The sequence below is a fragment of the Streptomyces sp. NPDC047043 genome, assembly GCF_040644055.1.
GTDB lineage: Bacteria > Actinomycetota > Actinomycetes > Streptomycetales > Streptomycetaceae > Streptomyces.
Window position 1 is genome coordinate 79,851 of sequence record NZ_JBEYVO010000010.1, and the last position, 25,765, is coordinate 105,615.

Annotated in this window: 27 protein-coding genes; 14 read left to right on the forward strand and 13 right to left on the reverse strand. The window is 72.1% G+C overall.

The window, feature by feature from the left end:
• Window positions 1-47: 47 nt before the first annotated feature.
• The 3 genes from ABZ880_RS17295 (at window position 48) to ABZ880_RS17305 (ending at window position 3,112) form a co-directional block, all read left to right on the forward strand.
• On the forward strand, window positions 48-686 hold the full coding sequence (locus ABZ880_RS17295; protein ID WP_361262932.1) for a GPP34 family phosphoprotein: 639 nt from the start codon (window positions 48-50) through the stop codon (window positions 684-686).
• 15 nt (window positions 687-701) lie between these two features.
• Window positions 702-2,285, forward strand: coding sequence for a carboxylesterase family protein (locus ABZ880_RS17300; RefSeq protein WP_361262935.1), 1,584 nt, complete (start codon window positions 702-704; stop codon window positions 2,283-2,285).
• A gap of 182 nt (window positions 2,286-2,467) precedes the next feature.
• Window positions 2,468-3,112, forward strand: coding sequence for a dihydrofolate reductase family protein (locus ABZ880_RS17305; RefSeq protein ID WP_361262937.1), 645 nt, complete (start codon window positions 2,468-2,470; stop codon window positions 3,110-3,112).
• A gap of 92 nt (window positions 3,113-3,204) precedes the next feature.
• Here ABZ880_RS17305 and ABZ880_RS17310 read toward each other — a convergent pair whose 3' ends face one another.
• Both ABZ880_RS17310 and ABZ880_RS17315 read right to left on the reverse strand, forming a co-directional pair.
• The gene (locus ABZ880_RS17310) at window positions 3,205-4,083 is read right to left on the reverse strand and encodes a hypothetical protein (protein WP_361262940.1); all 879 of its coding nucleotides are present in this window, start codon (window positions 4,081-4,083) and stop codon (window positions 3,205-3,207) included.
• A 136-nt stretch (window positions 4,084-4,219) separates the two neighbouring features.
• Complete coding sequence (locus ABZ880_RS17315; protein ID WP_361262942.1) at window positions 4,220-4,516, reverse strand: hypothetical protein; 297 nt, start codon at window positions 4,514-4,516, stop codon at window positions 4,220-4,222.
• 99 nt (window positions 4,517-4,615) lie between these two features.
• Here ABZ880_RS17315 and ABZ880_RS17320 point away from each other — a divergent pair, with 99 nt between their 5' ends.
• The gene (locus ABZ880_RS17320; RefSeq protein ID WP_361262945.1) at window positions 4,616-5,512 is read left to right on the forward strand and encodes an oxygenase MpaB family protein; all 897 of its coding nucleotides are present in this window, start codon (window positions 4,616-4,618) and stop codon (window positions 5,510-5,512) included.
• Here the strand turns inward: ABZ880_RS17320 and ABZ880_RS17325 are convergent.
• Window positions 5,498-6,022: a PadR family transcriptional regulator gene (locus ABZ880_RS17325; RefSeq protein WP_361262948.1), complete on the reverse strand. Its 525-nt coding sequence runs from the start codon at window positions 6,020-6,022 to the stop codon at window positions 5,498-5,500. The genes ABZ880_RS17320 and ABZ880_RS17325 overlap by 15 nt on opposite strands.
• Window positions 6,023-6,147: 125 nt before the next feature.
• Here ABZ880_RS17325 and ABZ880_RS17330 point away from each other — a divergent pair, with 125 nt between their 5' ends.
• A complete protein-coding gene (locus tag ABZ880_RS17330) occupies window positions 6,148-6,903 on the forward strand; it encodes an alpha/beta hydrolase (protein WP_361262951.1) in 756 nt (251 codons plus the stop codon).
• A gap of 3 nt (window positions 6,904-6,906) precedes the next feature.
• Here ABZ880_RS17330 and ABZ880_RS17335 read toward each other — a convergent pair whose 3' ends face one another.
• Window positions 6,907-7,506: a class I SAM-dependent methyltransferase gene (locus tag ABZ880_RS17335; RefSeq protein ID WP_361262953.1), complete on the reverse strand. Its 600-nt coding sequence runs from the start codon at window positions 7,504-7,506 to the stop codon at window positions 6,907-6,909.
• Between the two features lie 152 nt (window positions 7,507-7,658).
• On the opposite strand from ABZ880_RS17335, the gene ABZ880_RS17340 reads away from it, so the two are divergent.
• The 5 genes from ABZ880_RS17340 (at window position 7,659) to ABZ880_RS17360 (ending at window position 12,640) form a co-directional block, all read left to right on the forward strand.
• Window positions 7,659-8,432: an MHYT domain-containing protein gene (locus ABZ880_RS17340; RefSeq protein ID WP_361262956.1), complete on the forward strand. Its 774-nt coding sequence runs from the start codon at window positions 7,659-7,661 to the stop codon at window positions 8,430-8,432.
• A gap of 48 nt (window positions 8,433-8,480) precedes the next feature.
• Complete coding sequence (locus ABZ880_RS17345) at window positions 8,481-10,997, forward strand: nitrate- and nitrite sensing domain-containing protein (protein WP_361262959.1); 2,517 nt, start codon at window positions 8,481-8,483, stop codon at window positions 10,995-10,997.
• On the forward strand, window positions 10,994-11,431 hold the full coding sequence (locus ABZ880_RS17350; protein ID WP_361262961.1) for a roadblock/LC7 domain-containing protein: 438 nt from the start codon (window positions 10,994-10,996) through the stop codon (window positions 11,429-11,431). Before ABZ880_RS17345 ends, ABZ880_RS17350 begins: the two co-directional genes overlap by 4 nt.
• 22 nt (window positions 11,432-11,453) lie before the next feature.
• A complete protein-coding gene (locus ABZ880_RS17355) occupies window positions 11,454-11,867 on the forward strand; it encodes a DUF742 domain-containing protein (protein ID WP_361262964.1) in 414 nt (137 codons plus the stop codon).
• A gap of 167 nt (window positions 11,868-12,034) precedes the next feature.
• Window positions 12,035-12,640, forward strand: coding sequence for an ATP/GTP-binding protein (locus ABZ880_RS17360; RefSeq protein WP_361262966.1), 606 nt, complete (start codon window positions 12,035-12,037; stop codon window positions 12,638-12,640).
• A 24-nt stretch (window positions 12,641-12,664) separates the two neighbouring features.
• On the opposite strand, the gene ABZ880_RS17365 is transcribed toward ABZ880_RS17360, so the two are convergent.
• Entirely contained in the window at window positions 12,665-13,093 is a 429-nt protein-coding gene (locus tag ABZ880_RS17365; protein WP_361262969.1) for a PPOX class F420-dependent oxidoreductase, read from the reverse strand.
• A 94-nt stretch (window positions 13,094-13,187) separates the two neighbouring features.
• Between ABZ880_RS17365 and ABZ880_RS17370 the strand changes: the two genes are divergently transcribed.
• Together ABZ880_RS17370 and ABZ880_RS17375 are read left to right on the forward strand one after the other, a co-directional pair.
• A complete protein-coding gene (locus tag ABZ880_RS17370; protein ID WP_361262971.1) occupies window positions 13,188-13,601 on the forward strand; it encodes a roadblock/LC7 domain-containing protein in 414 nt (137 codons plus the stop codon).
• Window positions 13,602-13,727: 126 nt separating this feature from the next.
• Window positions 13,728-14,642, forward strand: a complete 915-nt coding sequence (locus ABZ880_RS17375) for a DUF6397 family protein (protein WP_361262974.1) — start codon at window positions 13,728-13,730, stop codon at window positions 14,640-14,642.
• A gap of 1 nt (window position 14,643) precedes the next feature.
• Here the strand turns inward: ABZ880_RS17375 and ABZ880_RS17380 are convergent, their stop codons facing one another.
• Together ABZ880_RS17380 and ABZ880_RS17385 are read right to left on the reverse strand one after the other, a co-directional pair.
• The gene (locus ABZ880_RS17380) at window positions 14,644-15,510 is read right to left on the reverse strand and encodes an acyl-CoA thioesterase II (RefSeq protein WP_361262977.1); all 867 of its coding nucleotides are present in this window, start codon (window positions 15,508-15,510) and stop codon (window positions 14,644-14,646) included.
• 37 nt (window positions 15,511-15,547) lie between these two features.
• The gene (locus tag ABZ880_RS17385; protein WP_361262980.1) at window positions 15,548-18,061 is read right to left on the reverse strand and encodes a DUF3516 domain-containing protein; all 2,514 of its coding nucleotides are present in this window, start codon (window positions 18,059-18,061) and stop codon (window positions 15,548-15,550) included.
• A 145-nt stretch (window positions 18,062-18,206) separates the two neighbouring features.
• On the opposite strand from ABZ880_RS17385, the gene ABZ880_RS17390 reads away from it, so the two are divergent.
• A complete protein-coding gene (locus ABZ880_RS17390) occupies window positions 18,207-19,001 on the forward strand; it encodes a metal-dependent hydrolase (protein WP_361262983.1) in 795 nt (264 codons plus the stop codon).
• Window positions 19,002-19,079: 78 nt separating this feature from the next.
• Here ABZ880_RS17390 and ABZ880_RS17395 read toward each other — a convergent pair whose 3' ends face one another.
• The 4 genes from ABZ880_RS17395 to ABZ880_RS17410 all read right to left on the reverse strand — a co-directional run bounded on the left by ABZ880_RS17395 (window position 19,080) and on the right by ABZ880_RS17410 (window position 21,335).
• The gene (locus tag ABZ880_RS17395) at window positions 19,080-19,343 is read right to left on the reverse strand and encodes a type B 50S ribosomal protein L31 (protein ID WP_361262986.1); all 264 of its coding nucleotides are present in this window, start codon (window positions 19,341-19,343) and stop codon (window positions 19,080-19,082) included.
• A 17-nt stretch (window positions 19,344-19,360) separates the two neighbouring features.
• Window positions 19,361-19,831, reverse strand: a complete 471-nt coding sequence (locus tag ABZ880_RS17400; protein WP_361262989.1) for a DUF5709 domain-containing protein — start codon at window positions 19,829-19,831, stop codon at window positions 19,361-19,363.
• A gap of 270 nt (window positions 19,832-20,101) precedes the next feature.
• Window positions 20,102-20,749 (reverse strand): hypothetical protein, encoded by a 648-nt coding sequence (locus ABZ880_RS17405; protein ID WP_361262991.1) that lies wholly within the window; start codon window positions 20,747-20,749, stop codon window positions 20,102-20,104.
• Window positions 20,733-21,335 (reverse strand): sigma-70 family RNA polymerase sigma factor, encoded by a 603-nt coding sequence (locus tag ABZ880_RS17410; RefSeq protein WP_361262993.1) that lies wholly within the window; start codon window positions 21,333-21,335, stop codon window positions 20,733-20,735. Before ABZ880_RS17410 ends, ABZ880_RS17405 begins: the two co-directional genes overlap by 17 nt.
• A gap of 104 nt (window positions 21,336-21,439) precedes the next feature.
• Between ABZ880_RS17410 and ABZ880_RS17415 the strand changes: the two genes are divergently transcribed.
• Window positions 21,440-21,967, forward strand: coding sequence for a hypothetical protein (locus ABZ880_RS17415; RefSeq protein WP_361262996.1), 528 nt, complete (start codon window positions 21,440-21,442; stop codon window positions 21,965-21,967).
• Window positions 21,968-22,053: 86 nt separating this feature from the next.
• Here ABZ880_RS17415 and ABZ880_RS17420 read toward each other — a convergent pair whose 3' ends face one another.
• Entirely contained in the window at window positions 22,054-23,835 is a 1,782-nt protein-coding gene (locus tag ABZ880_RS17420; protein WP_361262998.1) for an ABC transporter ATP-binding protein, read from the reverse strand.
• Window positions 23,832-25,628 (reverse strand): ABC transporter ATP-binding protein, encoded by a 1,797-nt coding sequence (locus ABZ880_RS17425; protein ID WP_361263001.1) that lies wholly within the window; start codon window positions 25,626-25,628, stop codon window positions 23,832-23,834. The genes ABZ880_RS17420 and ABZ880_RS17425 overlap by 4 nt, the downstream gene beginning before the upstream one ends.
• Window positions 25,629-25,765 lie beyond the last annotated feature (137 nt).

Genomic DNA, 25,765 nt, shown 5'->3' on the forward strand with positions numbered 1-25,765 from the left:
TCCCGGGGCCGATCCGCGGCCGGGGCACCCGGCCCTAGCGTCGAGGTGTGATCGACGACCTGGCCTGCCTCATGTATCTGCTCGCCCACGACGACGCGGCCGAAGGCCCCTACGACCGTTCCCGCACCCAGCTGCTGGTGCGTGCCGCCGCCCTGATCGACCTCGCGTTGCGCGGCCGGCTGGGGGAGGACGGCGGCACGGTGACCGTGTCCGGCACAGCACCGACCGGCGACCGGGTCCTGGACGGCGTTCTGCGCGACGCCGCGGCAGGGCACGGCTGGAAGCAGCTCGTGCGCCGCCACCGCAAGCGGACCCTTACGGAGGTGGAGGAGCGGCTTGCCGCGGCGGGACTCCTGACCGTGAAGGCGCCCCGCAGCCGCTTCGGCACACGCCGGTCGACCGTGACGGACCGTGCCGTGCCCGCCGTGCTCCGCGCCCGCGTGTCCGAGGCGCTGCAGGGGGACGGCCCCGTGCGGGAGATCCCCGCCGCCGACGCCGCGCTGCTGGCGCTGGCCGCGGCGGGCGGCATGCGCTCGGTCGTGTCACGCCAGGACCGGAAGACCTTCCGGGCCCGTATCGACGCCTGCACGGGATCTCTCGGAACCCTGGCGCCCGGCCTGGAGAAAGCGGTACGCGCGCTGCCGACGACCATGATCGCCGCACAGGGCGGCATGGGCGGCAGCTGACCGAACGGGGAGACGATGACCATGCACCGCGTCCTGACCACCCTGGGCTGTGTCCTGACCGCCGTGCTGGCGTCGGCCTGGTCCGCGGCACCACCGACCCAGCCCGCCGCCACCACTGCCCAGTCCGTCAGGCCCGCCGCCACGACGGTCCGCACCCACGACGGCCCGGTGCGAGGCTCGGCCCACGACGGCTACCGCACCTTCGAGGGCATCCCCTACGCGGTGCCCCCGGTCGGCAGGCTGCGCTGGGCGCCGCCCCGCCGAGCGGCTCCCTGGTCCGGGGTACGGGACGCGACCCGGCCCGCCGGCGCCTGCCCGCAGCCGGCCGGCGAGGTGCCCGGCGGCAGCACCGACGAGGACTGCCTGTATCTCAACGTCACGACGCCCGACGACGCGGGACCGGCACACCCCCGGCCGGTGATCGTGTGGCTGCACGGCGGCGGCTTCACCACCGGAGCGGGCAGCTCGTACGACGCCCACCGCATGGCCACCCGCGGCGACGTCGTGGTCGTCACCGTCAACTACCGCCTCGGGGCGCTCGGTTTCCTCGCGCACGGCGGGCTGCCCGGCTCGGGCACCTTCGGCCTGGCCGACCAGCAGGCGGCGCTGCGCTGGGTCCGCGCCGAGATCGGCGCCTTCGGCGGTGACGCGCACGACGTGACGCTGGCCGGCGAGTCGGCGGGCGGCTACAGCGTCTGCGCCCAGCTCGCCTCACCCGCCGCCGCGGGGCTCTTCGACCGGGCGATCATCGAGAGCGGCCCGTGCACCGGCCGCCCCGCCCGGCCGTTCGCCCCGTCCTCCGTTCCTCTGTCCACGGCGCGCGCCGCGGGCGCGGACTTGGCCGCGAAGGTCGGCTGCGGCTCCGCCCGGGACGTGCGGGCCTGCCTGCGGCGCGTGAGCGTCTCCCGGCTCCTCGCGGCCCAGAACGCCGATCAACAGCCCGCCTACGCAACCCCGTTGCTGCCCAGCGACCCCGCGGCGGCGATCGCCGCCGGCCGCTTCCACCGCGTCCCTGTGCTCCTCGGCAACAACCACGACGAGGGCAACGGCTGGGCCGCCGGGATCGTCCAGGCCGGCAACCCCGTCACCCCCGACACCTGGCCCGACGTCGCGGCCACCTTCTTCCCCGCCCCCGGGCAGGCGAAGGCGATCGTCCGCGAGTACCCGGTGCACCGCACCGACGGCGGCCCGGTGTTCGGCGCGGTCATCGGAGACGCGAATTTCGCCTGCCCGACGGCGCGCACCGACGCCCTGCTCGCCGCCCAAGTGCCCGTCTGGCGCTACGAGTTCGCCGACGAACAGGCCCCGCCGCTCACCCCGGGCACGCCACCGTTCCCACTCGGCGCACCGCACGCCGGCGAACTGCCCTACCTGTTCGACCTGGGCGGCCGCCCCCGAGCCCTGACCGCGGCACAGCACCGGCTGGCCAACACCATGATCGACTACTGGACCCACTTCGCCCACAGCACCGACCCGAACGGCCCGTCGTCACCGCACTGGCCCCGACAGACGGTGCTGTCCCTGGCCCCGGACCACATCGCCCCCACCCGCACCACGCAGTCCCGCCACCACTGCGCGTTCTGGAACACCCTCGGGTGATCACGGAAGCGACCACCGTGAGGGTCCGCCGAACCGGCCGGCGGGCCCTCAGCGGCTGTCCTGCGTTGCGGGGTGGGCCGAGCCTGGCCGTGGATCGAGGCAGATCCGTGCACGATCGATGAGATCGGTGCCGCGGTCCGGTCGTACCGAACGACGATCCCAGCGCGAAGGGAACTGCGACCATGAAACTGACGACCGTCACGAACGTCTCCGTCGACGGAGTGACGCAGGGGCATCGACGGATTGATGCAGGGCACCGGCGCGGGGCCGGCGCGGCGGGCGAGGAGGACGGCGGTGCATTCGAGCGCTTCGGATGGGCCCCGCCACTGCTCGACGACGAGGCCTCGACCTTCATCGGCGAGACGTTCCAGCGCGCCGACGCGTTCCTGTTCGGTCGGCGGACCTACGAGATCTTCGCCGGCTCCTGGGGAACAGGCATGGATCCGGGAAACCCCGTCGGAGAGGCGTTGAACGCGCGGCCCAAGTACGTCGCCTCGACCACACTCACCGCCCCGCAATGGGCGCACACAACCGTCCTGTCCGGTGACGTCGCGGGCGCCATCGGCGAGCTGAGAGCCAAGCCGGGCGGTGAGCTGCAGGTGTGGGGCAGCGGCACGCTGATCCGCTGGTTGCTCGACCACCGGCTGGTCGACGAGATCGTACTGCTCACCTATCCCGTGGTCGTCGGCCAGGGCACGCGGCTCTTCCCCGCCACCGGCCCGGACATGGGACTCGAGCTGGTCGATCTGCAGTCGACTCCGAAGGGGCTGACGATCCAGACCTACCGCACCACCGGTCGCCCGCAGTACGAGACGGCCACGACCTGAAGCGCACAGGAATGCGGGGCGGCTCACCGACCGGGCCCGCCGGCATGGCGAGCCCGGTCGTGTCACCGCCCCGAAGTGTGGCCCGTGCGGACTCAGCTGGGCCGTACGGCCATCTTGTCGAGCGCCTCCAGCAGACCCGGCAGCTCCGGTCCCCGGCCCACCGGCAGTACTTCGCCGGGCTCCGCGTCGAGCAGCACGAAGGCGATGTCGTCGGTCCTGGCCACGAGCGACCAGCCGGGACCGTCGGCCCGCAAGGTCCGCGCATCGCCCGGAGCGAAGGACGACCGGACGCGGCCGAGGGGCGGCGGCGTTTCCACGTACGCGCGCGCCTCGGCGAGCACGCGCCGGATCCCGACGTGGCCCTTGGGCGCGTCCGCCTGCTCGCCCGTCTCGCTGTTGTCGGCCCGCTCGCTTTCCTCGGCCGCCTCAGCGCCCTCGGCGGCCTCCGAAGTCCCGCCCGCAGCCGGGAAGGAGGAGTCGTCGAGCTGCTCGCGCCACACCGCCCACTGCAGCGCGATCTCGTCGGCACCCAGGCGCCGCTGAGCCGGGCCCCAGATGGCGGTGTCCGGCGGCGCCAGCGGGGGACGGTCCGCGACCTCGGGGCCGGGATCGTGCGGCGCGGGCACGCCCGGCGCCGCGACCGCCACCGCGAGGGGCCAGCCCGGCAGTGCGGCCACGACCGAGTGCTCGTCGGGCGACAGGTCGTACTCCATCCCGCAGTCCCAGGACGCGATGGCGACCGCGACCAGGGAGACGTCGTCGACCACGACGGTCCATCGGGCACCGCCGCCGTCCTGGCCGAGCACCAGGCCGTACCCGTCGGCGAGCGGCGCGAGGCCGAGCGCGGCGCAGGCCTCCGGATAGTCGTCGCCCAGCACGCTCGGGAACTTCGCCGGCGTCAGCAGTACCGCCGTCAGCACATAAAGCGCGTCGTCCTCGGCGGCGACGGCGTCCTCGTCCGTCCCGGCCATCCCAGCCTCCCATTGCTATGTCCAACGGCGCGCACCATAGTGCGCGATGAGACCGCTTGTCACGACTCCCAAGCACACCCGGAGCTGCAGTTTTCCGGCTGGACGGGGCGAATCGACCGCACGCCGCCCGGTTGTGTCAAGCCGCCGGGAGCCCCAGGAGGGTGCGTGCGACGGTCCGCGGCGACTCGTCGCGCTCCCGTGCGAGGGCGATGACGGCGCGGCAGGCCAGCTCGTTGACCCCGAAGGACAGGGCCTCCGGCGACACCCAGCCCGCCGCCTCCTCGATCCGGTCCTGGTCGTCCTCCGCGCACGCCGAGACATACGCGGCAGCGGCTTCGAAAAGATTGTGTGTACGTTTGTCCCGGCCGTTGCTCACCTCCGCGCGCACGGCGTTGAGGAATCTGGCACAGGACTTGCGCACCCTGCCCAACATGCTGACCACCTTCCCCCTGCGTGGTTACCGTGCCTGATCGCTCATGTCCTGCTACTCAACGTAGAGTTGGAGCCCGGGCGGCAGAAGGGGGACGCAACGGTGAAGCGATTCGAGCGGCTCGAACAGATCCGCCGGATGGACCCGCACAAGGACGCCTCCGAGATCTACCGGCTCAGCTCGGCCTACGAGTTCCCGTGGGACTTCACCCGCTCCCTCGAGCTGGCGCTCTACCGCACCTACGCCGTGCCCAGCATCGGAGGGCTGCTGGCCGAGACGGCGGAGCTCACGCAGCGCACGCAGAAGCGCTACGACGACACGGTGCTGCTGCTCGACGCGATCGTCGAGCACGGCTTCGGCAGCGAACAGGCCTGCACGGCGATCCGCCGCGTCAACCAGATGCACCGCAGCTACGAGATCAGCAACGACGACATGCGCTATGTGCTGTGCACGTTCGTGGTGATGCCCAAGCGATGGATCGACGCATACGGCTGGCGCAGGCTCTCGCGGCACGAGACCGTCGCCTCCGCCGTCCACTACCGCACCCTGGGCCGGCACATGGCCATCAAAGATCTCCCCGAGTCCTACGAGGAGTTCGAGGCCTGCCTCGACGCCTACGAACAGGCCCACTTCGCCTGGGACGAGGGAGCCCGCAGGGTCTCCGACGCCACCCTCGCGCTGATGGCGTCCTGGTACCCGCGCCCGCTCGCACCGCTCCTGCGCACCTCGACCCTCTGCCTGCTCGACGACCACCTCCTGCGGGCCTTCCGCTACCCGCCCCCGAACGCCTTCACGCGCGCGTGCGTCCGTTCTGCGGTACGCGCGCGTGGCCGCGCCGTCCGCCTGCTGCCGCCCCGGCGCGCACCGCACCACGCGCGAGAGAACTGGGAGATCAAGGGCTACCCGAACGGCTACGAGCTGGGCGAGCTGGGCACCTGGCCGACTCCCGGGGTACGGGGGTGTCCCGTGCGGCCCTCGGGCGGATCAGCCGGCGAGTGAGCCGATGGTGTCCCGCAGCCAGGTGAGTTCGGCCCGGGACGTGGCGCGCGCGATGGTCAGCAGCCCGCGGCGGAAGGGGTCGTCCAACTCCTCGGCACGCAACGGCCGGTCACCCTCGTAGAAGAAACTCGCCGGCTCCTCCAGGAAGGCCAGCCGACGCCGCAGTACGGCCGCCTGGGCGGTGGCGTCGTCGAGGTGGCGCAGGAAGGCCAGCACCGTGAACCAGCGGTTCTCGTCGGTGATGTCGCGCTGCGCGGGTTCGGCGAGCCGGCGGCGCAGCTCCTGTCTGCCCTGCTCGGTGAGTGTCAGGACGTGGCGGGGGGCGGCCACGGCCCCGGGCTCCGTGGTGCGCGCGAGCAGGCCCGCCTTCTCCAGACGCTTGATCGCCGGATAGAGGGTGCTCTCCGCGACGGGTTTCACGTGACCCGTCAGCGCGGTGATGCGTTTGCGCAGCTCGTAGCCGTGCAGCGGGGCGTCGTAGAGGAATCCGAGGATGGCCAGCTCCAGCATGGCCGCATTCTCTCGCACGCCCGCTGTACAGCGGTCTCTGTATACCTCGACTTCTCTATACCTCGGAGCCGATGTATTGTCGCCCGGGTGCCGAGGGACGGCCGAGGGGTCATGGGGAGGACGCGATGAAGCAAGCCGAGTTCGACGGCAAGGGAAGCTGCATTCGCTGGACGGAGACGCCCGGTGCGGAACCCGCGCGCGTGTATGTGCACGGCCTGGGCTCCGTCTCGGCGGTGTACCACGCGCACATCGCGGCCCGGCCCGAACTCGCGGGCCGGCGCAGCCTGTTCGTCGATCTGCCCGGACACGGCATCAGCGACCGCCCCGAACACTTCGGCTACACCCTGGAGGACCACGCAGACGCACTGGCCGCCGCTCTGGACGCGGCCGGCCTGAGCGGCGCCGAGCTGGTCGCGCACAGCATGGGCGGCTCGGTCGCCGTCGTGCTCGCACACCGGCGGCCCGACCTCGTCTCCCGGCTGGTTCTCACCGAGGCCAACCTCGACCCCTTCCCGCCGCCGACCGCGGGCAGCAGCAGCATCCACGCCTACGAGGAGGACGCCTTCGTCGACGGCGGGCACGCGCGCGTGCTCGAGCACGTCGGCCCGCTGTGGGCGGCGACCATGCGGCTGGCCGACCCGCGTGCCCTGCACCGCTCGGCCGTCGGCCTGCGGCACGGATCGCAGCCCGCCGTGCGCAGCCTCCTCGAGGAGCTGCCCATCGAGCGCGTGTACCTGCAGGGCGAGCTGAGCGGTGAACTCGCGGGCGCGGAAGCCCTGGAGGCGGCGGGCGTGCGCGTGCTGACCGTGGCCGGCGCCGGCCACAACGTCATGTTCGACAACCCCGACGCCTTCACGGCGGCCGTCGCGGGCCGGTCGTGAAGGTCAGTCCTCGCGCACGGCCAGCGCCAGGAAGCGATCGTCCTCGTCGACGTACGACGTCATCCGCCACCCCGAACCGGCCAGCAGCGGACGGAGGTTGGGCTCCGCGCGCAGGTCCTCCGCAGTGATCTGCCTGCCCTGGCGTGCCGCGAGCGCCGCGCGGCCGATGGGGTGGAACAACGCGAGCGTGCCGCTGGGGCGCACCACGCGTGCCAACTCCCGCAGGTTCTCGGCGGGTTGCGGCAGATGCGCGATGAGGCCGGCGGCGAACACGGCGTCCAGCGACCGCGACCGCAGCGGCAGCGCGGCCACGTCGGCCAGCAGCAACCGCCCGTCCCGGTCCCTGCCCGCCCGTACGGCGGCCTCGAGCATGGCCGGGGTCAGATCGGCACCGATGACCACTCCCGAGGGCCCCACGGCGCCGCGCAGCGGCGTCAGGGCCCGCCCGGTGCCGCAGCCCGCGTCCAGCACACGGTCGCCCTCGCGCAGCCCGAGCTCGGCGACGGCGGCCGCGTAGGCCGGGCCGTCGTCGGAGAACCGGCGGTCCCACTCGGCGGCACGGGCGCCGAAGAACTCCTGGACGTGTGTGTGGTCGTCGCTCATGTTCCGCATGATCCCTCACCGACACGGATGACGCCGCAGCGCACACGTTCGAGCGGGACGCGGTCGTCGAGATGCATCACTGGGTCATATTCCAACACCTTTCGAAACGCGCCCCTGTTGTGCGCCCCTGCCCGGACTAGCGTCCCGGGGCCATGGGACATCTGGACCACGCCACCCTCGGCTGGCTGACCCCCGTGCTGTCGTACGCGATGGCCTGCATCGGCGCCGCGCTGGGTCTGCGCTGCACCGTCCGCGCGCTCGGCGCCACCGGGCGCTCGCGCCGCAACTGGCTGATCACCGCCGCCTCGGCGATCGGCACCGGCATCTGGACCATGCACTTCGTGGCCATGCTCGGCTTCAGCGTCAGCGGCACCGACATCCGCTACGACGTGCCGCTGACCATCGTCAGCCTGCTCGTCGCCATGATCGTCGTCTGCGTCGGCGTCTTCGCCGTCGGCTACAGCCGCGACCGCGTCCGCGCACTCTTCCTCGGCGGCCTGACCACCGGGCTCGGCGTCGCCAGCATGCACTACCTGGGCATGGCGGCGGTCCGGCTGCACGGCCACGTCGACTACGACCCGGTCCTCGTCGGACTGTCGGTCCTGATCGCCGTCGTGGCGGCGACGGCTGCGCTGTGGGCCGCGCTCAACATCAAGTCACCCGTCGCCGTCACCGTCGCCTCGCTCATCATGGGGGCCGCGGTGAGCAGCATGCACTACACCGCGATGTTCGCGGTGAGCGTCCGCGTCACACCCTCGGACACGGCCCTGCCCGGAGTCACGGCGATGCAGTTCATCTTCCCCCTCGCCGTCGGCCTCGGCTCCTACCTGTTCCTGACCTCGGCCTTCGTCGCGCTGTCGCCGACGACCGGGGAGCGCGAGGCGTCCGCCTCGGCCCAGCGGCCAATCGAGCCCGTCGCCCCCTAGCGACGCGTCCTTCGGCACGCCCCCGAACCACTCCCGAGCGAGGAGGCCATGCGTACACCCCGTAGGACCCCCAGCCCCGGCGCCGAGACGCCGCACCCGCCTCCCGTGCGCGGCCGTCGCGCCCATGCCGGACCGCCGGCCGACGAGGTCCCGGACGAGCCCGCGGGCCCGGTGCAGGACGACGCACCCGAGCCCGGGGGCCGCTGGCGGATACGCCCGCGCACCGTACGAGCCAAGATCGTCTGCCTGCTGATGGTGCCGGTCGTCTCGCTGCTGGCCCTGTGGGCCTACGCCACCGTCAGCACCGCCCAGGACGTCGCCCGGCTGCGGCAGTTGCAGCGCGTGGACGCCCAGATCCGCACCCCCGTCGCCACGGCCGTCGCCGCCCTGCAGGCCGAGCGCGCGGCCGCGGTGCGCTACGCGACCGCGCCGTCGGCCGGGCAGAACGGCGACTACAAGAAGCTCGCCGACCGCACCGACCGGGCGGTGGCCCAGCTTCGGCTGGGCGACGACAACACCGTCGCCGACAGCGAGGAACTGCCCGCCGGAGTGGCCCGCCGGCTCGAGACGTTCGTCGCCGGCGCCGAGCAATTGCGCTCGCTGCGCACCGCGGTGCTCGACCGCCGCGCCGACTGGGACGACACGTACGGGCAGTACACGAAGACCATCGCAGGCGCCTTCGCGGTGGGCGGCGCGCTCACCGGCATCCAGGACGCCGACCTCGGCTCGGACGCGCGCGTGCTGCTCGAATTCTCCCGCGCGGGCGAGGCGTTGGCCCAGGAGGACACCGTGCTGGCCGGCGCCCGCGTGGCCGACGGCCTCAGCGGTGAGCGGCTGCGCCTGTTCACCGGCGCCGTCGAAACCCGCCGTGCACTCACCGAATCGGCCGTCGCCGACCTGAGCGGTCCGGAGCGCAGCGCCTGGCGCAAGCTCGCCGCCTCCAGCGCCTACGCCACCCTGGGCGCCGCGGAGGACCAGGTCCTCGCCGGCACCCCGGGCCCCCTCAAGGCCGCTCCGGAAGCCACCTGGAACAAGGCACACACGCGCGTACAGGACGGCATGCGGACCATCGAGGAGGACGCCGGACGCGGGGTCGCGGACCGGGCCGACCCCTTCACCCGCGGCCTGCTCACCCCGGCCGGCGCCGCGGTGCTCCTCGGCCTCGCCGCCGTCGCCGCCTCGCTCGTCATCTCCGTACGCATCGGACGCGGCCTCGTGGTCGAGCTGGTGAGCCTGCGCAACAGCGCCCTGGAGATCGCCCGGCGCAAGCTCCCCGAGGCCATGCGGAAACTGCGCGCCGGCGAGGAGATCGACATCCAGGCCGAAGCACCGCCCGGACCGCCCGCCGAGGACGAGGCCGGGCAGGTCGCCGAGGCCCTGGGCACCGTGCACCGCGCCGCCCTGCGGGCCGCCGTCGAGCGCGCCGAACTCGCCAGCGGCATCTCCGGAGTCTTCGTCAACCTCGCCCGCCGCAGCCAGGTCCTCGTCCACCGCCAACTGAGCCTGCTCGACAGCATGGAACGCCGCTCCGACGACCCGAACGAGCTCAGCGACCTGTTCCGCCTCGACCACCTCACCACCCGTATGCGGCGCCACGCCGAAAGCCTGATCATCCTCTCCGGAGCGGCACCCGGCCGGGCCTGGCGCATGCCGGTCTCGCTGACGAACGTGGTGCGCGCGGCCGTGTCCGAGGTCGAGGACTACGCGCGCGTGGAGGTCCGGCAGCTCCCCGAGGCGCTGGTCATCGGCTCGGCCGTCGCGGACCTCACCCACCTCCTGGCCGAGGTCGTCGAGAACGCGGCCCAGTTCTCGCCCCCGCACACGCGCGTGCGCATCGTCGGCGAACCCGTGGGCAACGGCTACGTCATCGAGGTCGAGGACCGGGGCCTCGGCATGGGCAAGGAGACCCTCGCCGAGGCCAACCGCCGCATCGAGCAGTCCGAGGCGCTCGACCTCTTCGACAGCGACCGGCTCGGCCTGTTCGTGGTCAGCAGGCTCGCGGCCCGCCACGCCATCAAGGTGCACCTGCGCACCTCGCCCTACGGCGGCACCACCGCGGTCGTCCTGCTGCCCACCGCCCTGCTGCACAGCGGCATGGCGGAACGTTCCCCCGGCAAGGCCGCGAGCAGCGAGCGGCAGGCGGAACGCGAGCACGCGCGCGTGCCCGGCGCCACCGCGCACCAGGAGCCCGTACCGGCAGCGGCCGAACGGCCGGCGCTGGTGGCCCCCGTGCCGGCCGCGGTGGAGGCGACGGCCGAAACCCCACCCCCCGGAGTCACCACCTTGCGCCTGCACCGTCCCGCCGAGGACACCGAAGAGTCCGACGACCTGCCCCGCCGCGTGCGCCAGGCAAGTCTCGCCCCCCAACTGCGCGAGCAGCGCCCCGAAGAGCCGGCCCAGCCGTCCGCATCCCGCCACGACGACGAGCGCACACCGGAGGCCGTACGCGACCGCATGGCGGCCTACCGCGCCGGCTGGACGCGCGGCGGTGGCAGGCAACCCGGCCGCGCCGCCGGACCCGATTCCGCAGCGCGCAGCGACAGCAGCGAAGGAGACCGCGCATGATCCAGGACCCGAGCACGAGGGCCGCACAGCGATCCGGCGAACTCGACTGGCTGCTGGACGACTTGGTGCTGCGTGTGCGCGAAGTGCGGCACGCCGTGGTGCTGTCCAACGACGGTCTGGCGGTGGGCGCGTCGACCGACCTGCGCCGCGAGGACGCCGAGCACCTCGCCGCGGTCGCCTCCGGCTTCCACAGCCTGGCCAAGGGCGCCGGCCGGCACTTCGGCGCCGGCGGCGTACGCCAGACGATGGTCGAGATGGACGACGGGTTCCTGTTCGTGGCCGCCGCCGGCGACGGCTCCTGCCTGGCCGTGCTCACCGCCGTGACCGCCGACATCGGCCTGGTCGCCTACGAGATGGCACGGCTGGTCAAACGCGTCGGCGAGCACCTGTACACGCCGACGCGCGTCGGCGCGCGGCCGCCCGCCGCCCGATGAGGCGAGAAGGCGGTCCGCGCAGATGAACGAGGACAGGACCGGCGCTCCGAACGAGCCGGGCAGCCAGTGGTACGACGGCGAGGCCGGGCCCCTGGTGCGCCCGTACGCCATGACGGGCGGCCGCACCAGGCCCGGCCCCAGCGGGGTCCGCTTCGACCTGATCGCCCTCGTCACCCTGGACACGGGGGCGCCCGGCGTTGACGACGACACCGCGCTCGGCCCGGAACACCGGGCGCTGATCGAGCTGTGCCGCACCGAGACCCAGTCGGTCGCGGAGCTGGCCGCGGGCGCCGATCTGCCCGTGGGCGTGGTCCGGGTACTCCTCGGCGACCTGCTGGAGCTCGGCTGCGTCACGGTCAGCCGTCCGGTGCCGCCCGCGCAGCTTCCTGACGAACGGATTCTGCGCGAGGTGATCGAGGGGCTACGGGCGCTGTAGATGAAACTTCACAACGATCCGGTCCCATACGGTCCCGATTCGCGCACCCACCCGGACGTCAAAAGGGAACGATCCGTTCGCATCGGGCAAATAACGGTCCAATCCACTGGAGAAGGGGCGCAGTTGTCATGATGCTGGTTTGCCGGTACTCCCGAGAGAAGTGATCGATGGTCTCCGAGCACCCCGATGCCCAGGGCGGCGAGTCGGCCGCGCTGGCGTTGAAGATACTGGTCGCAGGCGGATTCGGCGTGGGCAAGACCACCCTGGTGGGCGCGGTCAGCGAGATCAGGCCGCTGCGCACCGAGGAACTGCTCAGCGAGGCCGGCCAGTTGGTGGACGACACGGACGGAGTGGACCAGAAGGTCACGACGACCGTCGCCATGGACTTCGGACGCATCACCATCCGCTCCGGCCTCTCCCTGTACCTCTTCGGCACGCCGGGCCAGGACCGTTTCTGGTTCCTGTGGGACGAGCTGTCACAGGGCGCCCTCGGCGCCGTGGTCCTGGCGGACACCCGGCGGCTGGAGGACTGCTTCCCCGCGGTGGACTACTTCGAGCACCGGCACATCCCGTTCGTGGTGGCCGTCAACTGCTTCGCGGGTGCCCGCGCCTACGGGGCCCAGGACGTCTCGCGCGCCCTCGACCTCGACCGGGGAACGCCGGTGGTGCTGTGCGACGCCCGTGACCGCGACTCCGGGAAGGAGGTGCTGATCAGGCTCGTCGAGTACGCCGGGCGGATGCACACCGCCCGGCTTCTCGACTCGGTCGGCTGACCGGCTGCCAGCGGGCCGCCACGGTCAGTTCGCGACGCCCTTCTCCGCCAGCACCTTGTCGATCGCGATACGTACCAGGAGTTCCCCCGGCACGCCGTTGCGCTCCCCGAACTCCTCGGCCCGGTCCTCGCCCATGTACCGCGCCCCGATGCGGGCGGCCCAGTGCTTCAACTCCTCGAGGTCCTCCGAGATGCGGGCACGGCCCTGCAGCACGACGAAGTCGAAGGGCGGCCGGTCGTCGTCCACGCACAGGGCGGCCCGCCCGTCACGGGCCAGATTCCGCCCCTTCACACTGGTCTTCGCGGTGTTGAACACCACGTCGTCCCCGTCGAGCACGAACCAGATCGGTGTCACATGGGGACTCCCGTCGGCCCGGACGGTCGACAGCTTCGCGGTGCGGGTGCCGTGCGAGACGAACGCCCGCCATTCCTCATCGGTCATCTTCTGCGCCATGCCCCTATCCTCCTTGCCCGTGCGCCGGTAGGTGGGGAAGGCTGGCGGGAGATCCTCCGGCCAGGGGGAGTCGTCACACGGGGAGACCGGAAACATGGGGCAGAACCAGGGACTTGGCTGGCTGTTGGAAGACCTGACCGAGCGCGTCGAACATGTGCGGCACGCATTGGTGCTGTCCAACGACGGGCTGGTCACGGGCGCGAGCACGGGACTGCGGCGCGAGGACGCCGAGCATCTCGCCGCCGTCTCGTCCGGACTGCACAGCCTGGCCAAGGGCTCGGGACGCCACTTCGGCGCGGGCAGAGTCCGTCAGACGATGGTCGAGTTCGACGACGCGGTGCTGTTCGTGACCGCGGCCGGCACCAGCAGCTGCCTGTGCGTGCTCAGTGCTGCGGAGGCCGACATCGGCCAGATCGCCTACGAGATGACCCTGCTCGTCAACCGGGTCGGCGAGCACCTCGACGTGGAGGCCCGCCAACCCGAGCGCAGTCCGCTCACAGACATCTGACCTGCACGTTCGGCCCCTTCCATGGAGTTATCCACAGGCCCGCCATGAGATCCGCCGAAACGGCTACGGTTTTTTCCGAGGCCGCGCGGACCGCGTCGGCCGCCTACTCCACGGGGGAGACCAGCCATGTCGGGCAACACCGTCACCACACCGCACAGCCCCTCCTGCACGCCGAGCCGCGCAGCCCGTGAACTGGGGCTCAAGCGAGGGGAGTTCGACCTCGCCGTGAGCCTCGGCCGGATCCGGACCGTGCCCGACGAAGGAGGCGGGGGCCCGCAGGTCAGCCGCACCGAACTCGACCGGCTGCGCAGCGAGGAGGGCTTTCCCGAGACGCTGCAAGAACGCGTCCGGACCGTGGGCACCAAGGAGGGTGCCGAGCTGCTGGAGGTGCCGCCCGGCAGGTTCACCCGCCTCGCCCGGCTCGGCGTCGTCGTACCGGTGAGGTTCTACCTGAATCGCTACCGGGCCGTGGTCTGGGTGTATCTGGCCGACGAGCTGCGGCACTTCGCGGCCGACGAGAACAACGCCCCCCTGCTGAGCGGCCGTACACCGTCCGCGCTGCGGGAACAGTTGCAGGAGGGTCTGGACCTGCGGCCCCGCAACTGGCGGGGACGGCATGTCGGGTTCCTGGTGCGGCAGCTGGGTGGGCACCCCTGGGCGCACGCGGCGGCCGTTGCATCCGTGCTCGACCCCGTCCAGGTCGCGGAAGTCGTCCAGGACCCTTACGAGCGGCTCCACTTGAGCCGGTTCCAGCCCAAGCCGATCGGCTACGGCCCACCGGGATCCCTCGCCGCACAGCTCACCGAGAACATCACGCGGGCGGACGACCCCGACGAGGTCGGCTGGCTGCGCGCCGACCTTGCCGAGGCGGTGAGCGAGGCGCGCAGGCGCCACCCCGCACCGCGCCCGGCGTCGCAGTCGGCTGCTCCGACGTCACAACCGCCCGCACCGACACCAGTGGCGGAACACGAGGATGCCGCCCTGGAGGAACCAGCACGCCCCCGCAGCCTGCTGGGCCGGCTGAGGCGCCGAAGGCCGTGACCTACAGCGTCCGGAACAGACCCTCCTGGACCACGGACACGAGCAGCCGTCCCTCCCCGTCGTAGATCCGCCCGCGGGCAAGGCCCCGGCCGCCGATCGCGATCGGTGACTCCTGGTCGTACAGGAACCACTCGTCCGCGCGGAACGGCCGGTGGAACCACATGGCGTGATCCAGGGACGCGATGTCGAAGCTGCGCGGACCCCACAGGGGCTGGACCGGGATGCGGACGGCGTCCAGGAGGGTCATGTCGCTGGCGTAGGTCAGCGCGCAGGTGTGCACCACCGGGTCGTCGCCGAGCGGCCCGACCGCGCGCATCCACACGGCGCTGCGCGGCTCGGCGTCCTTGACCTCCTCAGGTGTCCAGCGCAGCCGGTCCACGTAGCGGATGTCGAAGGGCTGGTGGCGCGCCATCCGCTCCAACTGCTCGGGCAGTGCGCCGTGGTGCTCCCGGATCTCCTCGGTGACCGTCGGCAGGGACTCCGGGTCAGGGACCTTGCGGGCGGGCGGCAGCTGGTGCTCGAAGGGTCCTTCCTCGGGCTTGTGAAAGGAGGCGGTGAGATTGAAGATCGTGCGGCCCTGCTGCACGGCGGTGACCCGGCGGGTCGTGAACGACCTGCCGTCCCGCACCCGTTCGACCTGGTACACGATGGGCACGCCCGGGCGGCCCGGGCGCAGGAAGTACGCGTGCAGCGAGTGCACCGGACGCTCGCCGTCCGTGGTGCGGGCGGCGGCGACCAGCGCCTGGCCCGCCACCTGCCCGCCGAAGACCCGCTGCAGGGACTCGTGCGGGCTGCGGCCACGGAAGATGTTGACTTCGATCTGCTCCAGGTCGAGCAGGTCGACGAGTCTCTCGGCCGGGTTCGTCATGCGTGGGTTGCTCCTTGGCTCACGGCTGGCCGACGGCTCACAGCTGACCGACGTCGGTGACACGGACGATGGCACGGCCCTCGGCGTCGGAGGCCTCGAGGTCGATCTCCGCGCTGATGCCCCAGTCGTGGTCGTCGTTCGGGTCGTCGAAGATCTGCCGGACGCGCCAGACGCCTTCCTTGGGCGCTTCCTCGATCACGAGCAGCTTGGGGCCGCGCGCGTCCGGTCCGGTGCCCAGGTCGTCGTACTCGTCCCAGTACTTGTCCATGGCCTCGCCCCACGCGTCGGCGTCCCAGCCGGCATCGGCGTCCATCTCGCCCAGCTCCTCGACCTGGTCGAGGGCGGCGAGTTCGACGCGGCGGAACATCGCGTTGCGGACCAGGACGCGGAAGGCGCGGGCGTTGGAGGTGACCGGCTTGACCTCGTCGGCCTTCTCCTGGGCCTCCTCGGCGGTCATCTCCTCCGGGTTGGCGAGCTGTTCCCACTCGTCCAGCAGGCTGGAGTCGACCTGGCGGACCATCTCGCCGAGCCACTCGATCAGGTCCTGCAGGTCCTCGGACTTCAGGTCGTCCGGGATGTTGTGGTCGAGGGCCTTGTAGGCGCTGGCGAGGTAGCGCAGCACGATGCCCTCGGTGCGGGCCAGCTCGTAGAAGGACACCAACTCCGTGAAGGACAGCGCCCGTTCGTACATGTCGCGGATGACGGACTTCGGCGACAGCGGATGGTCGCCCACCCAGGGGTGGCTCTTGCGGTACGTGTTGTACGCGTGGAAGAGCAGCTCCTCCAAGGGCTTCGGGTAGGTGATGTCCTGGAGGCGCTCCATGCGCTCCTCGTACTCGATGCCGTCCGCCTTCATCGCGGCCACGGCCTCGCCCTTGGCCTTGTTCAGCTGGGCGACGAGGATCTGCCGCGGGTCGTCGAGGGTCGACTCGACGACGGACACCATGTCCAGGGCGTAGGACGGGGATTCCGGGTCGAGGAGCTCGAACGCGGCGAGCGCGAAGGTGGACAGGGGCTGGTTGAGGGCGAAGTCCTGCTGCAGGTCCACGGTGAGACGGACGATGCGGCCGGTGGCGTCCGGCTCGTCGAGCTTCTCGACGATGCCGCCGTCCAGCAGCGAGCGGTAGATGGCGATCGCGCGGCGGATGTGCCGCAGCTGCGCCTTGCGCGGCTCGTGGTTGTCCTCCAGCAGATGCCGCATCGCCTCGAAGGCGTTGCCCGGGCGGGCGATCACCGACAGCAGCATCGTGTGCGTCACCCGGAACCGGGACGTCAGCGGCTCCGGGTCGGAGGCGATGAGCTTCTCGAAGGTGTTCTCCGTCCAGCCGACGAAGCCCTCCGGCGCCTTCTTGCGGACCACCTTGCGGCGCTTCTTCGGGTCGTCGCCCGCCTTGGCGAGCGCCTTCTCGTTCTCGACGACGTGCTCCGGCGCCTGGGCGACGACGAAGCCCGCGGTGTCGAAGCCGGCCCGTCCGGCGCGGCCGGCGATCTGGTGGAACTCACGGTTGCGCAGCGTGCGGACACGGTTGCCGTCGTACTTGGTCAGGGCCGTGAACAGCACTGTGCGGATGGGGACGTTGACGCCCACACCGAGCGTGTCCGTGCCGCAGATGACCTTCAGCAGACCGGCCTGCGCGAGCTTCTCCACCAGGCGGCGGTACTTGGGCAGCATGCCGGCGTGATGGACGCCGATGCCGTGTCGTACGTAACGGGACAGGTTGCGGCCGAACTTGGTGGTGAAGCGGAAGTTGCCGATCAGCTCGGCGATCTGCTCCTTCTCCTCCTTCGAGCACATGTTGATGCTCATCAGCGCCTGCGCCCGCTCCACGGCCTGCGCCTGCGTGAAGTGCACGATGTAGACCGGCGCCTGCTTGGTCTGGAGGAGCTCGGTCAGCGTCTCCGTGAGCGGGGTGAACCGGTACTCGTAGGACAGCGGCACAGGCCGGGTCGCCGAGCGGACCACCGCCGTGGGGCGGCCGGTGCGCCGGGTGAGGTCTTTCTCGAACATCGAGACGTCGCCGAGCGTGGCCGACATCAGGATGAACTGCGCCTGCGGCAGCTCCAGGATCGGGATCTGCCAGGCCCAGCCGCGGTCCCCCTCCGCGTAGAAGTGGAACTCGTCCATCACGACCTGGCCGACGTCCGCCTGCTTGCCGTCGCGCAGCGCGATCGACGCCAGCACCTCGGCGGTGCAGCAGATGACCGGGGCGTCGGCGTTGACCGACGCGTCGCCGGTGAGCATGCCGACGTTCTCGGTGCCGAAGATCTTGCACAGTTCGAAGAACTTCTCCGAGACCAGCGCCTTGATCGGGGCGGTGTAGAAGGTGACCTCGTCGCGGGCCAGCGCGGCGAAGTGCGCGGCCGCCGCGATCATGCTCTTGCCGGAGCCGGTGGGCGTCGAAACGATCACGTTCGCGCCGGAGACCACCTCGATCAGCGCCTCCTCCTGGTGGGGATAGAGCGTGAGACCGCGCTCCTCGGCCCACGACTCGAAGGCTTCGTAGAGGGCGTCGGGGTCGGCGGTCGGCGGCAGCTGATCGATGAGGGTCACGGACCCATCTTGCCTGGCGTCCTCACCTATAGGGGAATCGGTTGCCGGGGTGAAGATCACGACCAGTACGCTGTGTCGCCGACGGAGCGTCAGCGCACCCGGTCAACTGGACAGCGGCACAAGAGGAATGGGGCGGGCAACGGCCATGATGGGACCAGCACACTCACTGTCGGGGGCCGCCGCCTGGCTCGGCGTCGGTGCCGCGGCCGCCGCGGCCGGGCATCCGATGCCCTGGCCGGTCATCCTGGTCGGCGCGCTGATCTGCGCCGGAGCCGCACTCGCCCCGGACCTGGACCACAAGGCGGCCACCATCTCCAGGGCCTTCGGCCCCCTCTCACGCGGGCTGTGCGAGATCGTCGACAAGCTCTCGTACGCCGTCTACAAGGCGACGAAGAAGCAGGGCGACCCGCGTCGCTCCGGCGGCCACCGCACCCTCACCCACACCTGGCTGTGGGCGGTGCTGATCGGCGCGGGTACGTCGGTCGTCGCCATCACCGGTGGCCGCTGGGCGGTGCTCGCCATCCTCTTCGTCCACATGGTGCTGGCCATCGAGGGCCTGCTGTGGCGGGCGGCCCGGGGCTCCAGCAGCGACGTCCTGGTCTGGCTGCTGGCCGCGACCAGCGCATGGATCCTCGCCGGGATACTGGACAAGCCGGGCAACGGCTCCAACTGGCTGTTCACCCAGCCGGGCCAGGAGTACCTGTGGCTGGGACTGCCGATTGTGCTGGGCGCGATAGTGCACGACATCGGGGACGCGCTGACGGTGTCCGGCTGCCCGATCCTGTGGCCGATCCCGGTGGGCCGCAAGCGCTGGTACCCGATCGGCCCGCCGAAGGTCATGCGGTTCCGGGCCGGCAGCTGGGTCGAGCTCAAGGTGCTGATGCCGGTGTTCATGCTGCTCGGCGGAGTGGGCTGCGCAGCCGCGCTGAACTACATCTGACGGGCGGGGCTCCTCCGCATCCGACCGGCGGGGCTCCTCCGGGCGAGGAGCCCGCGCCCGGGGGGAGCCCCGCAACGGTCAGCCCGGGCCCTGGCCCGTCCCGCCGCCGTAGCGCCGCTCGAACTGGGCGATGCGGCCCTCCGAGTCCACCGTGCGCGCCTTGCCGGTGTAGAACGGGTGGCTCTCCGAGGAGATCTCCACGTCCACGACCGGGTAGGTCTCACCGTCGTCCCACCGGATGGTCTGGTCGCTGGTCGCGGTGGACCGGGTCAGAAAGGCGTATCCGGCGGCCCGGTCGCGGAAGACGACCTCGTGGTAGTCGGGGTGCTTGTCCTGCTGCATGCGTGCTCCTTGACAGGTCAGCCGGACAGGGCGTCCTCGTCGACGATGTGCATAGCGGCCTCCTCGGCGGAGGCGGCCGCACCGTCGATGCCCACGTCCGTGGCGATCAGCGCGCTCTCCTCGTCCTCGTGCGCCCCTTCGTCGGGGGCCACGAGACGGCCGGAGCGGACGGCGCCGACCTCGTTGTCCAGGAGTTCGCCGTCGGTGCCCTCGCAGTCGCCGAGGTCGTCGCCCTCGGGCGCGACCAGGTCCGGCAGCTCCTCGGCGAGCCGCTCGTCCAGCGTCTCGCCACGGTGTCGGACCGCCGCCGTCACATCGGCGCGCTCCACCGCCCATGGTCTCTCCGGAGGGGACCAGCCGCGGTCGAGGGGGTCGCCGACACCGTCGTTCTCCAAGGTGTCCTCGACGTCCAGCAGCCCCGAGTCCTCCTGGATCTCGGATCCGTCGGGCTGGTAGACGTCGTCTCCCCATCCGTCGACGCTGTTCACGGGTACCTCCAGGTGATGGGGACGGGCCCGTTTCTCACCGCGCCGGGCGTCGGGTCGCCGTACGCGGAGCACAGGCCACGCCCGGGAGGGACCGACGGTCCCGGAGGCGCTCCCCGAGCCGGTGCCGATATCCAGCCTTCCACCCCTTTTCGGGGCAGCGCAACGGCACGGAGCAAGGTGGTGGTCAACGCCCAGGACACCGGCCTGTGGGGACCGGCTCGTGGAGAGCGGCCCGTGGGGCAGTCCGTGTGCGGCGGGACGCAACCGGCGTCAGCCGTGCAGGGCGGCCGACGACCAGATGTGCCCGTCGTCCGTCACCAGCTCGACGCGGTCGACGGCGTCGGCCGATCCGTAGGCGATCCAGGTGGCCCGCCCGGAGGCCGGCGTCCACCATTGGCCGGCGTCGCGGGTGGAGCCGTCCTTCAGCAGGAGCCGGCAGGTGTACCGGGTGCCGGGCCGGCCGGCCGTGATCTGCATGACCATCACGCGCTCGTCGCCGGCGCGGCTCGGTTCCACGGTGCCGACCCGCGCGCCGGAGCCGGTGACCAGCACGGCGCCGTGATCGCTCGCGGACACCTGGACCGGGGCCGACTCGTGGTGCAGGAGTACGGCGCCGACCCCGCCCAGGCCGAGTCCGGCCGCGGCGGCAGCGGCGACCAGCAGCGGGACCCGGTACGACCGCCGGACCGCAGCGGGCCGCCGCAGCTCCAGGCGATCGAGGACCCGGGCGTCGAAGCCGGGCGGGGCCGCGACCACGGGGGCCGCCGGCAGCACCGCGTCGACGGCCGCCGACAGGTCGTCGTAGGCCGAGCGGCAGGTCGCGCAGGCGGTGAGGTGGCGCAGCAGCTGCGCCGGTTCGCCGGGGAGGGTGCCGAGGGCGAGGGCGGTCAGTTCGTCCTCGTCAGGGTGGCGTTCCATCGCGGCTTCCCTCCTTCAGTGCGTCGCGCAGCCGGCGCAGACCGGTGCGGATGCGGGTCTTGGCGGTGCCCAGGGGGATGTTCTCGTGCCGGCCCACCTCGGCGGCGGTGCAGCCGCCGAGCACGGCGAGCGCGACCGCGCGGGCCTGCTCGGCCGGCAGGGTCCGCAGCCGGGCGAGGGCGCGCTCGCTCTCCAGGGCGACCAGGGCCTGCCGCTCCGTGCCGTCGGCGTCGGTCTCGGCCCGCAGGGTGGCGTCCAGGAGCCGTTCCAGGGTCTCGGCCAGGACGGGAGTGGAGCGCCGTGCCCGGACGGCGTCGATCGCGGTGTTGCGGGTGATGGTCAGCAGCCAGGTGAGGGCAGAGGCCCGCCGGGGATCGTAGTTGCCCGCCGCGCGCCAGGCCCGTACGAACACCTCCTGGCTCACGTCCTCGGCGAGCACCGGATCGCGGGTCACCGACAGGGCCAGGCCGTACACCGCGTCCTGGAAGCGGCGGACGAAGGCGACCGCCGCCTGTTCGTCGCCCAGCGCGAAGCCGGCGACGAGCGAGGCGTCGTCGACCCGGTGCGTGCGCGGGAACAGCTCCACGCCCTTGTGTACGTATGGGAGTGCCGAGGGGATTGAGGTCGGGCCGCCGCAATCCGTCGACGTCTCTCGCCCGTACAACCTCCGTCAGGAAGGACGGAGAGATCATGAGGCGATACAGCATCACCGTGGCGGGGTTTGCCGTCGCGGCACTGGCGCTGGCCGGCTGCGGAGGCGGGGGCGGGAACAGCGGCGCCGGGAACGGCAGCCCGGCAGCGGCGGCCATGGACACCTCCACCATCAAGGTGAGCCACTCGCCGCTGGGCGACATCCTCGTCGACGGCAGTGGACGCACGCTGTACCTGTTCACCGCGGACGGTAAGAACACCAACTCGATGAACTGCGACGCCGCGTGCATCAAGCTGTGGCCGCACATGGAGGGCAGGCCGCACGCGGGCGCCGGCGTCGACGCGGGCCTGATCGGCGCCACGAAGGGCGCGGCCAAGGCGCAGGTGACGTATGCCGGGCACCCGCTGTACTACTACGCCAAGGACCGGGCGGCCGGTGATCTCAAGGGCCAGGGCATCGACAAGATCTGGTACGTCCTGAACACCAAGGGCACGGCGATCAAGAAGGCCGCCCCGGCGTCGAGCGGCAACAGCAACGGCGGCGACTCCGGCGGCTACGGCTACTGACCCGGCCGGGAGCCGCCGCAAGGCAGCCCCCGACCGGTGCTCGAGCAGTCCCGGGCCAGCTCCCGACCGGCCCGAGGTTCAGCGGCTCACCCGTGCCAGGACTGCCACAGCGCCGCATACGCCCCGTCCGCCGCGACCAGCTCGTGGTGGCTGCCCAGCTCGCTGATGCGGCCGTTCTCCACGACGGCGATGACGTCGGCGTCGTGGGCGGTGTGCAGCCGGTGGGCGATGGCGACCACCGTGCGGCCGTCGAGGACGCGGGCGAGGGACCGCTCCAGATGGCGGGCCGCGCGCGGGTCCAGCAGCGAGGTCGCCTCGTCCAGGACCAGCGTGTGCGGATCGGCCAGCACCAGACGGGCCAGCGCGATCTGCTGGGCCTGGGCCGGGGTGAGCGCCAGCCCGCCCGAGCCGACCTCGGTGTCCAGGCCGTCGTCCAGTGCCCGCGCCCAGCCGTCGGCGTCGACCGCGCCCAGCGCCGCCCACAGCTCGGCGTCCACGGCGTCGGTCCGGGCGAGCAGGAGGTTGTCCCGCAGGGAGCCCACGAAGACGTGGTGTTCCTGGTTGACGAGGGCGACGTGGGAGCGGACGCGTTCGGCGGGCATCCGGGACAGTTCCGCACCGCCGAGGGTGATGCGGCCGGACCGGGGCGCGTAGATGCCGGCGAGCAGCCTGCCCAGGGTGGACTTGCCCGCGCCCGACGGGCCGACCAGCGCCAGCCGGGTTCCGGGCGCGACCTCCAGGGAGACCTTGCGCAGCACGTCCACGCCCTCGCGGTAGCCGAAGTGCACCCGGTCCGCGTGGACATCGCGTCCGTCGGGGGCGAGGGACTCCTCACCGGCCTCCGGTTCGATGTCCCGCACGCCGACCAGGCGGGCCAGCGACACCTGGGCCACCTGCAGCTCGTCGTACCAGCGCAGGATCAGGTTCACCGGGTCGACGAGCATCTGCGCGATGAGCGCGCCCGTCGTCAGCTGGCCCACCCCGATCCAGCCCTGCAGCACGAACCAGCCGCCGATCATCAGCACCGAGGCGAGGACCGTGACATGGGTGAGGTTGATGACCGGGAACAGCACCGACCGCAGATACAGCGTGTAGCGCTCCCAGGCCGTCCACTCCTTGACCCGCCGCTCCGACAGTTCGATGCGGCGCCCGCCGAGGCGGTGGGCCTCGACGGTGCGGCCGGCGTCGACGGTCTCGGCGAGGGCGGCGGCCACGGCGGCGTATCCGGCGGCCTCCGAGCGGTAGGCGGACGGCGCCCGCTTGAAGTACCAGCGGCAGCCGACCACCAGCAGCGGCACGGCGACCAGGACGGCGGGCGCCAGCGGCGGCACCGTGACGACGAGCCCGCCGATCAGCAGCACCGCCCACACCACGCCGATCGCCAGCTGGGGCACGGCCTCGCGCATCGCGTTGGCGAGCCGGTCGATGTCGGTGGTGATGCGGGAGAGCAGGTCTCCCGTGCCCGCCCGCTCCAGGACGCCCGGCGGCAGCCCGACCGACCGCACCAGGAAGTCCTCGCGCAGGTCGGCCAGCATCCGCTCGCCGAGCATCGCGCCGCGCAGCCGCACCTCCCGTACGAACACGGCCTGGACGAGCAGCGCGAGCACGAACAGACCGGCGGTGAGCGGCAGATGAAGCTCACGCGCATGGTCGGACACCCGCTCCACCAGCCCGCCCAGCAGCCACGGGCCCGCCATCGAGGCGACGACGGACACCGTGTTGACGGCGATGAGGACCAGGAAGGCGCGCCGGTGCCGCTGGAACAGTTCGGCCACATAGGCGCGTACGGTCGCGGGGGCGCCGACCGGCAGGGTGCTCGCCGTCGTCGGGGCCGCCGGGTCGTACGCCGGTGGCGCCACGCCGATCATGCCGTCTCCTCGATCTCTCGCAGTTCGTCCAGTTCGTCGAGCACGCCGCTCAGGGCGGACTCCTCCTCGGTCTCCCGGGTCACCACGGCCCGGTACCGGGGGTCGGTGTGTACCAGTTCGCGGTGCACACCGACCGCCGTGACCTCGCCCTCGTGCACCAGCACGACCCGGTCGGCGCGGTCCAGCAGCAGGGGCGAGGAGGTGAACACCACCGTCGTGCGCCCCTCGCGCAGCTCCCGCACGCCCCCCGCGATCCGTGCCTCCGTGTGCGAGTCCACGGCGGAGGTCGGCTCGTCCAGGACCAGCACCTCCGGGTCGGTGACCAGCGAACGGGCCAGCGCGAGCCGCTGCCGCTGCCCGCCGGACAGGGACCGGCCGCGCTCGGTGATCCGCGCGTCCATCGGGTCCTGGGCGTCCAACGACCCCTGGGCGAGCGCCTCCAGGACGTCCCCGCACTGCGCGGCCGCCAGCGCCTCGGCCGCGCCGACCTCGCCCGAAGCGGGCACGTCGAGCAGCTCGCGCAGCGAACCGGACAGCAGCACCGGGTCCTTGTCCTGGACGAGGACGGCCCTGCGGGCGGTGTCGAGCGGCAGTTCGTCGAGCGGTACGCCGCCCAGCAGCACCGCGGTGCCCTCCTCCGCGGGGTGCCCGCCCAGCCGTTCGGCCAGCCGCCCCGCCGCGTCCGGGTCGCCGCACACCACGGCGGTCAGCCGGCCCGCGGGCGCGAGCAGACCGGTCGCCGGGTCGTACAGGTCCCCGGAGGGGACGTCGGCCGGGCGCGAACCCCCGGTGTCCGTGGCCCGCTCCAGCGACAGCACACGTGCGGCCCGCTTGGCGGAGGGCCGCGAGAAGGAGTACGCCATGGCGATCTCCTCGAAGTGCCGCAGCGGATAGGTCAGGACCATCACCGAGCTGTAGACGGTGACCAGTTCGCCGACGGTGATCCGGCCCTGCCGGGCCAGATGGACGCCGTACCAGACGACCCCGATCATCAGCAGACCCGGCAGCAGCACCTGGATCGCGGAGATCACGGACCACATGCGGGCGCTGCGCACGGCCGCGTGGCGGACCTCCTGCGAGGCGCGGCGGTAGCGGTCGAGGAACAGTTCCTCGCCGCCGATGCCGCGCAGCACGCGAAGGCCGGCCACGGTGTCGGAGGCCAGTTCGGTGGCCCGGCCCGCCTTCTCGCGCTGGAAGTCTGCCCGGCGGGTGGCCCGCGGCAGCAGCGGCAGCACCGCGACCGCCAGGACGGGCAGGCCCGCGGCGACGACCACGCCGAGCGCCGGCTGGTAGAGAACCAGGGCGACGCAGACCAGCACGACGGTGACCGCGGCGGCGGTGAAGCGGGAGACGGCCTCGACGAACCAGCCGATCTTCTCGACGTCTCCGGTGGACACGGCCACGACCTCGCCCGCCGCGACCCGCCGGGTCAGTGCCGAACCGAGCACCGCGGCCTTGCGGGCGAGCAGTTGCTGCACGCGGGCGGCGGCCGTGATCCAGTTGGTCACCGCGGTCCGGTGCAGGAAGGTGTCGCCCAGCGCGACGCAGACGCCGACCAGCACCATCAGCCCGCCCGTCAGCGCCAGACGCCTGCCGGAACGATCCACCACGGCCTGCACGGCGAGGCCCACGCAGAACGGCAGCGCGGAGACCGCCACGAAGTGCAACAGCCCCCAGGCGAGCGCCCTGAACTGCCCGCCCAGCTGATTCCGGCCCAGCCACCACAGGAATCGGGGACCCGAACGTGCGTCCGGCACGCCCGGGTCGGGATACGGAAGGTCTTGAATCTGCATGACGACTGACGTCCCAGTGGCTCGTGTCAGGGGGGTGGAGGAGCCGCGAACGGCGGCAGCAAACCGTGCAAGGTTCGCTTCGGAGAGTGGTCGGAGGCAAACGGTTTTCTGCGCGCGGTACAAGCCGGGTACAAAAT

Bases quoted from the DNA above. Each gene is read 5' to 3' on its own strand.
- ABZ880_RS17300 (WP_361262935.1), top strand. From the start codon at position 702: ATGACCATGCACCGCGTCCTGACCACCCTGGGCTGTGTCCTGACCGCC.
- ABZ880_RS17305 (WP_361262937.1), top strand. From the start codon at position 2,468: ATGAAACTGACGACCGTCACGAACGTCTCCGTCGACGGAGTGACGCAG.
- ABZ880_RS17310 (WP_361262940.1), bottom strand. From the start codon at position 4,083: ATGGCCGGGACGGACGAGGACGCCGTCGCCGCCGAGGACGACGCGCTT.
- ABZ880_RS17315 (WP_361262942.1), bottom strand. From the start codon at position 4,516: ATGTTGGGCAGGGTGCGCAAGTCCTGTGCCAGATTCCTCAACGCCGTG.
- ABZ880_RS17325 (WP_361262948.1), bottom strand. From the start codon at position 6,022: ATGCTGGAGCTGGCCATCCTCGGATTCCTCTACGACGCCCCGCTGCAC.
- ABZ880_RS17330 (WP_361262951.1), top strand. From the start codon at position 6,148: ATGAAGCAAGCCGAGTTCGACGGCAAGGGAAGCTGCATTCGCTGGACG.
- ABZ880_RS17335 (WP_361262953.1), bottom strand. From the start codon at position 7,506: ATGAGCGACGACCACACACACGTCCAGGAGTTCTTCGGCGCCCGTGCC.
- ABZ880_RS17340 (WP_361262956.1), top strand. From the start codon at position 7,659: ATGGGACATCTGGACCACGCCACCCTCGGCTGGCTGACCCCCGTGCTG.
- ABZ880_RS17345 (WP_361262959.1), top strand. From the start codon at position 8,481: ATGCGTACACCCCGTAGGACCCCCAGCCCCGGCGCCGAGACGCCGCAC.
- ABZ880_RS17350 (WP_361262961.1), top strand. From the start codon at position 10,994: ATGATCCAGGACCCGAGCACGAGGGCCGCACAGCGATCCGGCGAACTC.
- ABZ880_RS17355 (WP_361262964.1), top strand. From the start codon at position 11,454: ATGAACGAGGACAGGACCGGCGCTCCGAACGAGCCGGGCAGCCAGTGG.
- ABZ880_RS17360 (WP_361262966.1), top strand. From the start codon at position 12,035: ATGGTCTCCGAGCACCCCGATGCCCAGGGCGGCGAGTCGGCCGCGCTG.
- ABZ880_RS17365 (WP_361262969.1), bottom strand. From the start codon at position 13,093: ATGGCGCAGAAGATGACCGATGAGGAATGGCGGGCGTTCGTCTCGCAC.
- ABZ880_RS17370 (WP_361262971.1), top strand. From the start codon at position 13,188: ATGGGGCAGAACCAGGGACTTGGCTGGCTGTTGGAAGACCTGACCGAG.
- ABZ880_RS17375 (WP_361262974.1), top strand. From the start codon at position 13,728: ATGTCGGGCAACACCGTCACCACACCGCACAGCCCCTCCTGCACGCCG.
- ABZ880_RS17380 (WP_361262977.1), bottom strand. From the start codon at position 15,510: ATGACGAACCCGGCCGAGAGACTCGTCGACCTGCTCGACCTGGAGCAG.
- ABZ880_RS17390 (WP_361262983.1), top strand. From the start codon at position 18,207: ATGATGGGACCAGCACACTCACTGTCGGGGGCCGCCGCCTGGCTCGGC.
- ABZ880_RS17395 (WP_361262986.1), bottom strand. From the start codon at position 19,343: ATGCAGCAGGACAAGCACCCCGACTACCACGAGGTCGTCTTCCGCGAC.
- ABZ880_RS17405 (WP_361262991.1), bottom strand. From the start codon at position 20,749: ATGGAACGCCACCCTGACGAGGACGAACTGACCGCCCTCGCCCTCGGC.
- ABZ880_RS17415 (WP_361262996.1), top strand. From the start codon at position 21,440: ATGAGGCGATACAGCATCACCGTGGCGGGGTTTGCCGTCGCGGCACTG.
- ABZ880_RS17420 (WP_361262998.1), bottom strand. From the start codon at position 23,835: ATGATCGGCGTGGCGCCACCGGCGTACGACCCGGCGGCCCCGACGACG.
- ABZ880_RS17425 (WP_361263001.1), bottom strand. From the start codon at position 25,628: ATGCAGATTCAAGACCTTCCGTATCCCGACCCGGGCGTGCCGGACGCA.